Consider the following 7,181-nt stretch of genomic DNA (forward strand, 5'->3'; position numbering starts at 1 on the left):
GATTTCTGGTGCCTGCGGGGCGTTCGGGGGTGGTCCGGGTCGGCGGGTTTTCGCGGTTGGGCGGGTTGGTTCGTGCTTGGTCGGTTGGGGTGGTTCGTGTGGGGGCGGTGTTGGCCGGCGTCGGCTCAGGGCTGCGTGTGGGGGTGCCGGACGTGGATGGCGGTGCCGGCCGGTTGCCGTTGGACTGCGGGGTGGTTGCGGGGGTCGGGCGTTGATTGGTTGGTGTGGCCGCGGGCGAGCCTGCCGGCGCGTTGTCGGAGGCAGGTGTCATGGTTCGCGCTGCCGAATCCGCGGGTGCGGCGTGGGTGGGGATCCCGGTGGACGGCGGTGTCGCCGTGGCAGTTGATGCGGCCGACGTGTCCGCCTGGGCGACCGTCGGACTCTGCTGAGTGCTGGTGGGTGATGCCGATGGGTCGGCGGCCGGATTCGTGGATCGGGGGTGGGTGCCGTTGGACGTGTTGTCCGGGGTGACAGCGGCGTTCGGGGTTTGACCCGTCGTCGGATTCGGCAGATCCAAAGAACTGGGGCCCGCGTTGGGCCCACCCGGTGGGATGGGGGTGTTGTGGGTGCCGCCGGGTGAGATCGGGGACTGCGAGGTCGTCGACGGCGTCGCATTGCCCGTCGTGTTCTGCTCGGGCGGATCGACGCGGGTCGGCGGTTGGTTGGCGGTCGGAGCGGAGTTGCTCTGCTCAGGGAGGTCGAGCGTGGACGGTCCTTGGTCTGTCGGTGTGGTCTGGGCGGGCGGTGTGGTGTGGGCCGGTGGGGTGTTCTGCTCGGGAAGATCGAGAGTGCTGGTGCTCTGAGCCGGTGGTGTGGTCTGGGTAGGCGGGGCGGCCTCGGTGGGCCGGGTGTTCTGTTCAGGGAGGTCGAGTGTGGACGGTCCTTGGTCTGTCGGTGTGGTCTGGGCGGGCGGTGTGGTGTGGGCTGGTGGGGGGTTCTGCTCAGGGAGATCGAGAGTGCTGGAGCCCTGGCCGGTCGGCGATGTCTGGGCAGGGGGCGTGGTGTGAGCTGGTGAGGTGTTTTGTTCGGGGAGATCCAGGGTGCTCGTGCCGGGGGCGCTCGGATCGGAGCTATGTGTGGCAGGGGCTCCCTGGTCGGGGAGATCGAGGGAACTAGGGGCCTGGTTGTTGCCGGTGGCGGCGGGCGTATTCGGGCGCGTGGGGTCTGCGCCTGTGCCAGAGCTGGTACCGGGAGCGGTACCCGCGCTCGCACCCATGCCGGTGCCTGTGTTGGAGCCCACTCCAGTGCCAGTGCCAGTGCCAGTGCCAGTGCCAGTGTCGCCGGACGAGGTCGGCGAGTTGTTTGGGTGGTTTGCCGGGCCGTTGGTTTCGGATGGCTGTGTGGGCGTTGGGGAATCGGTGTTGCCGGTCGGCTGGGAAGAGGCGTCGTCATCGCCATCGTCGTCCGCGGACGAATTGCTGGGCGGTGCCGGTGGTTCGTTCGGCGGAGGTGGGTTGTTGCCGCCGGTGCTACTGGAGCTGTTCTCGCCGTTGCCTTCCGCCTGGCCCTGCCCGGACGGGGACGGAGCCTGGTTGTTGCCGCTACCGGAGTTGTCGCCGTCGCTCTGGTTTCCGCCGGAGTTGGCTCCACCGCCATTCTCGGCGGGCTGAGTGTTGTGCGGCGGCTGCTGGTTCGACGGGGAAGTATTGCCGCTCTGATCACCAGCGCCGTCACCGGTGCCGCCGCTGTCGTTGTCCTGGTCGGCGGGGGCGGTGTGGTTCGGAGGTGCGTTGTTCCCGCCGGAGTTGTTGTCCCCGTTGGTATTGCCGTCTTCGCCGACTGCGGGTGCAGGCTGCGGCTGTTCACTGGCGGGAGGAGTGTTTGCGGCAGGCTGCGGCTGTTGGTCGGCTGGGGGGTTGTTGGCGTCCTGATTGCCGTCGTTGTGGCTGGCTTGGTTGCCGCTGCCATCGTGCCCGGTGGGTGTGGTTTGGGGGGATTGTTGGTTCGAGGGCGGGTTATTGCCGCCTTGGTTTTCGTTGCCGCCAGCGTTGGTGGGGTCGCCGGTCGAGGTGGGTTGAGTGCGGGCGGGAGGCTCGTTGCCGTTGCCGTTGCCGTTGCCGTTGCCGTTGCCGTTGCCGTTGCCGGAGTCGTCGTTGCTGTTGGCGTTGGCAGGGGAGGTTTGGGCGGGCTGGTTCGGGGACTGGTTGTTGCCGGAGTCGTTGTTGGCGCCGCTGTTCGGGTCACCGCCGGTGGAGGCGGGCTGGGTGCGGGATGGTGGTTCGTTGCTGCCGCTGTTGTCGTTGCCGCTCCCGGTGTTGCTGCCTGGGGAGTTCGGGCTGTTGTCGGGATTACCAGTGGAGGCCGGTTGGGTGTTGGCGGGCGGTTCGTCGTTATTGCCGCCACGGTCGTTGTTCTGGCCGCTGTCAGGATTGTCGTTCTGGCCCTGGTTGTTCTCGCCGCGGTCGTTGTTGTTTTCGCCGCGGCCGGGGTCGTTGTTCTGGGGCTCGCGGTCGTTGTTGCCGTTCTCAGGGTCGTTGCTCGGCTCGTTTTCGGGCCCGTTGTCGCCGCCCCCGTCGTTGCCGCCGCTGTCGAATTGGTTTTGTGCGGCGCCGGTGGCGGCGCTGGTGAAGGTGTCGGCGGTGAGTTCGAAGTCTTCGCCGGTGATGGCGGCCATGGCGGCTTGGGAGCCGATGTCGGAGGCGACTTCGGTGGTGTAGTCGGTGGCGAATTGTTTGGCCCGGTTGCCCAGGGCGTTGGACAGGCCTTCGCCGGCGTTGTCGCCGATGCCGTTGGTGAGTCCGCCTTCGCGGCCGAGGCCGCCGGAGATGGCGCCGCCGATCGCGCCGCCTGCGGCGGATTGCCAGACGGCGGTGAAGTCGTCGCGGGAGAGTTCGCGGTCGCCCTTGGCGGCTTGGATGAGGCGGATACCGAGGTCGAGGCCGCCTTCTTCGAGGGCGCCGAGGGCGGCTTCTTTCACCACCCGCGACAGGATCCGTTGCAGCAGCTGTTTCATCGTCAACCGGATCGCGGCTTGGGTGGCGACGCGGGCGGCGGCTCCGGCGGCGGCTCCGGCGGGCGCGCCGACACCGGTGGCCATGGCAGCCAACGCGGCGGCCATTTCGACGGCGAAGATGACCAGTTGGGCGATGATCATCAGCTTGGTGTGTTCGATGTCGTTGGCGCCGTCATCGACGACGTCGGCCTGGTCTGTGAGCAACCCGGTCAGTGCGGAGAGGGCGCCGTCGTTGTTGCCGAGTTTCTTCCAGAACGCCTCGATCGCGTCGGCGCTCTGCCCGTCCAAAGCCGACAGGAGTTGGTTGACCTTCAGTTGGGCGTCGTCGCCGAGGTCGTCGAGGGTGGTGGCGGCGGTGTTGTAGGCATCGGCCATACGCCGCATCGCCGTTTCGTCACCCTCGGGCCAATCACCGGCCCCGACGACATACTTCGCGGCCCACTGCAACGCCTCGGGAATCTCGATGCCCACCCCAGAACCCTCCACTCCACCGACTGAGCCCAGAACTTACCTACGCAGACATGGACGCGCCGGACCTGGCTTCGGTTCCATCCGGATCCGTCGAGTTCCGAGATCTGTACCAGAACGCTGGGGTCGATCCCGGCCCTCAACGCACCAGGGTGTGCAGCAGCAGCCGACAGAGTGCAGTGGCAAAGACTGGTGCGAGGGTAGGTTCTCGGCCTACGGCGGTGCCGATGATGCCGACGGTGGGCCTCGTTCAGCACACGCCGAAGACGCATCTCACACCCAGAGCCGAACCCGCCCGGTTGTCACACTGCTCACGCTGAAACTATGGCCGCGGTGAGTGGCCAGGAAACGCCCGGTAGCCCCGCCTCGCCGTGTCGCCAGCGGCGATGCGCTGACGCTATGGACGTTGGTTGGTCCCCCGCCAAGGGCGACGGTAGATTGATTCGGTGATCAGCAGCGAAGTTCGCGGATGTGCCGCGTGGGCGACCTCGGGTCCGGTCGTGCCCATGTAACAACAGCGGCCCAGCGGACAGATAGTGCCAATGAACATTTTTGCCTGATTTTTACGAGAACTGAGCCCGCAGATGTGGACGCCACGCTTGGATAGGTGAGCGTCCTGTCCGGGTGTCGTCGGGGAGCGCTTGCGTGGTGTTCCGGAAGCGAGGTTACGGTTGGACCGGCTGGATTTCGGCGGAAACGGCGAAACTGGTGGTGAGCGGGATGAGTTCTTTCCGTTGTCCCCGGCGCAGCTGGGTATCTGGTATGCCCAGCATGTCGATCCTGACGTACCGGTCAACATCGCGCAGTATGTCGATCTGCGCGGCGACCTGGATGTAGCGGCCCTCGAGCGGGCAAGCTCCGATGCTGCCCGCGAGATGGGATCGGGCTTCCTTCGGATCATCGAACGCGACGGTGAACCGCTGCAGACCGTCGATCCGTCGCTGGATGCGACCCTCGAATACGTCGACCTGCGCGACGTCGACGATCCCGAAGCCGCCGCTCAGGAATGGATGCGTGCGGAGTACTCGCACCCGCTCGATATCGTCAACGATCGCCTGATCCGCGCCGCCGCGCTGCGCATCGAGGACCAGCGCTGGTTCTGGTACTCGCGCGCCCACCACATCGCCCTCGACGGCTTCGGCGCGATGACGTTCATGACTCGGATCGCCGAGCTCTACACCGCCTATGTCACCGGCGCCGAGCCCGCGCCGAGCAAGGCGACGGACCTGCGCACACTCTACGAATCCGAGATCACCTACCGCGACAGCACGCGCTTCCAGTCCGATAAGGAGCATTGGGCGCAGCGGGTGGCTGGCCTCGAGGAAGGCTCGAGCCTCGCCGGACGTTCGGCCCCGCCGTCGCCGGTGAACGGGATCGTGAGTTCGGCTTTGTCGGAGGAGCAGGATTCTCTGCTCGCCGAGGCCGTCACCAGGCACGATTCCTCGCCTGCCGCGATGCTGATCGCCGGTTTCGCTGCCTATCTGGCGCAGCTGACGGGCACCGAGGACGTCATCCTCAGCCTTCCGGTCACCGCCCGCACCACCGCGGCGATGCGCCGGTCCGGTGGTGTGGCCTCCAATATCGTGCCGCTGCGGCTGCGTGTCGGATACGACACCTCGGTCACCGAATTGCTGCGCGAGGTGCAGGTCGAGGTGTCGGGGGCGCTGCGTCATCAGCGCTACCGGCATGAGGACATCCGCCGTGACGCGGCCGGTGACGGCGTGGTCACCACGGAGTTCTTCGGTCCGTGGGTCAACATCATGCTGTTCCACGACGAGCTGGTGCTCGGTCCGATGGTCGGCCAGCTCAGTGTGCTGTCCACCGGCAGCATCGAGGATCTTGGCGTCAACTTCTATCAGTCGGTCGCGGGCACCCGCTCGCATATCGATTTCGAGACGAACCCGAACCTCTACTCCGACGACGAGGCGCGCCGTCACCACGGCCGGTTCCTGGAGTTCTTCGACCGGTTCCTGGCCGCCGACTCCGAATCCTCGGTCTGGCAGCTCGACGTCACCACCGCCGCCGAACGCGCCGAATCGCTGGTGGAGTGGAACGATTCGGCGCACGAGGTGCCGACCACCACGCTGCCCGCGCTGCTGGACGCGCAGATTCCGCTGACTCCGGACAACATCGCGCTGGATTTCGAGGGCGCCACCCTCACCTACGCCGAGTTCGACGAGCGGGTGAATCGGCTGGCCCGGTTCCTGATCGCCGACGGTGTCGGCCCGGAGTCGCTGGTCGCCCTGGGGATGCGCCGCTCGCTCGAGCTGGTCATCGGGATGCACGCGGTGCTGAAGGCCGGTGGCGCGTATGTGCCGATCGATCCGGATCATCCGGCCGACCGCACCGCCTACATTCTCGACAGCGCGGCACCGGTGTGCGTGCTGACCATCTCGACCGATGAGCTGGAGCTGCCCGAGTCGGTGCAGCGGGTGGAAATCGACACCCTCGACGTCTCGGACTTCTCGGCCGAGCCGATCACCGACTCCGACCGCAGAGCCCCGCTGCGCCCGGACAACACCGCCTACGTCATTTACACGTCGGGCTCGACCGGTCGCCCCAAGGGCGTCGCGGTCACCCATCACGCGATCGTCAACCAGCAGCTGTGGATGCTCGACGAGTACCGCCTCACCGCCGACGATGTGTACCTGCAGAAGACCGCGACCACGTTCGATGTGTCGCTGTGGGGCTACTTCCTGCCGTTGATGGTCGGTGCGAAGCTGATCATCGCCGCGCCGGACGGGCATCGCGACCCGATCTATGTCGCGGAGATGATCGCGAAGCATCGGGTGACGTTCACCGACTTCGTCCCCTCGATGCTCACCGTCTTCGTCTCGCACGCCACGCCCGCGCAGGTCGAGTCGCTGCGTGCGGTGTTCGTGATCGGTGAGGCGCTGCCCCCGGAGACCTCGGCGGCATTCCGCGCGATCACCTCCGCGGGTCTGCACAACCTGTACGGCCCCACCGAGGCCGCGGTCTCGGTGACCTACTGGGAGGCCACGGCCGCCGATACCGTGACGGTGCCGATCGGTATTCCGGAGTGGAATGTCGAGGTCTATGTTCTGGATTCGCGGCTGCGTCCCGCGCCCATCGGTGCGCCGGGTGAGCTGTATCTGGGTGGACGTCAGCTCGCGCGTGGCTATCGCGGCCGCCCGGACTTGACCTCGGATCGGTTCGTCGCCAACCCGCTGTCACCGGACGGCGAACGCATGTACCGCACCGGCGACCTGGTGCGCTGGAACGCGGCCGGTGTCCTCGAGTACATCGGTCGTACCGACTTCCAGGTCAAGTTCCGTGGTCAGCGCATCGAGCTCGGTGAGATCGAAACCGATCTGCTCGCGCACACCGCCGTCAGCCAGGCCGTGGTGCTCGTGGTCGACACCGCCACCGGACAGCAGCTGGTCGCATACGTGGTGCCGGCGCCTGGTCAGAGCGTGGAATCGGCGGAGCTGACGCGGTTCGTCGCGGAGAAGCTGCCAAGCTATATGGTGCCCGCGTCGATCATGGTGCTGGACGCCTTCCCGCTCAACACCAGCGGCAAGCTTGACCGTAAGGCGTTGCCGGAGCCGGTGTTCGCCGCCGATGCGTCGGGGTTCCGCGCCCCACGCACCCAGGCCGAACAGGTCGTGGCGGGCATCTTCGCCGATGTGCTGAGCCAGGACCGGATCGGTATCGACGACAACTTCTTCGATCTCGGCGGCAACTCGCTGGTCGCGACGCAGGTCGTATCGCGGATCAGTGCGGCGTTCAGCACCCAGCT

General features: G+C 66.8%; 1 protein-coding gene and 2 pseudogenes. 2 read left to right on the forward strand and 1 reads right to left on the reverse strand.

What is annotated here, in order from left to right; genetic code table 11:
- Positions 1-3,424: WXG100 family type VII secretion target (locus GV792_RS27035; RefSeq protein WP_163827808.1), on the reverse strand; the 3,424-nt coding region annotated here is incomplete at its 3' end.
- A gap of 731 nt (positions 3,425-4,155) precedes the next feature.
- On the opposite strand from GV792_RS27035, the pseudogene GV792_RS30470 reads away from it, so the two are divergent.
- Both GV792_RS30470 and GV792_RS30475 read left to right on the forward strand, forming a co-directional pair.
- A pseudogene (locus GV792_RS30470) lies at positions 4,156-6,927 on the forward strand (amino acid adenylation domain-containing protein); the annotation flags it as partial.
- Positions 6,925-7,173, forward strand: a pseudogene (locus tag GV792_RS30475) (phosphopantetheine-binding protein); the annotation flags it as partial. The pseudogenes GV792_RS30470 and GV792_RS30475, both read left to right, overlap by 3 nt.
- Positions 7,174-7,181: the final 8 nt, after the last annotated feature.

Source organism: Nocardia cyriacigeorgica (assembly GCF_010868145.1).
GTDB classification, from domain to species: Bacteria; Actinomycetota; Actinomycetes; order Mycobacteriales; family Mycobacteriaceae; genus Nocardia; species Nocardia cyriacigeorgica_D.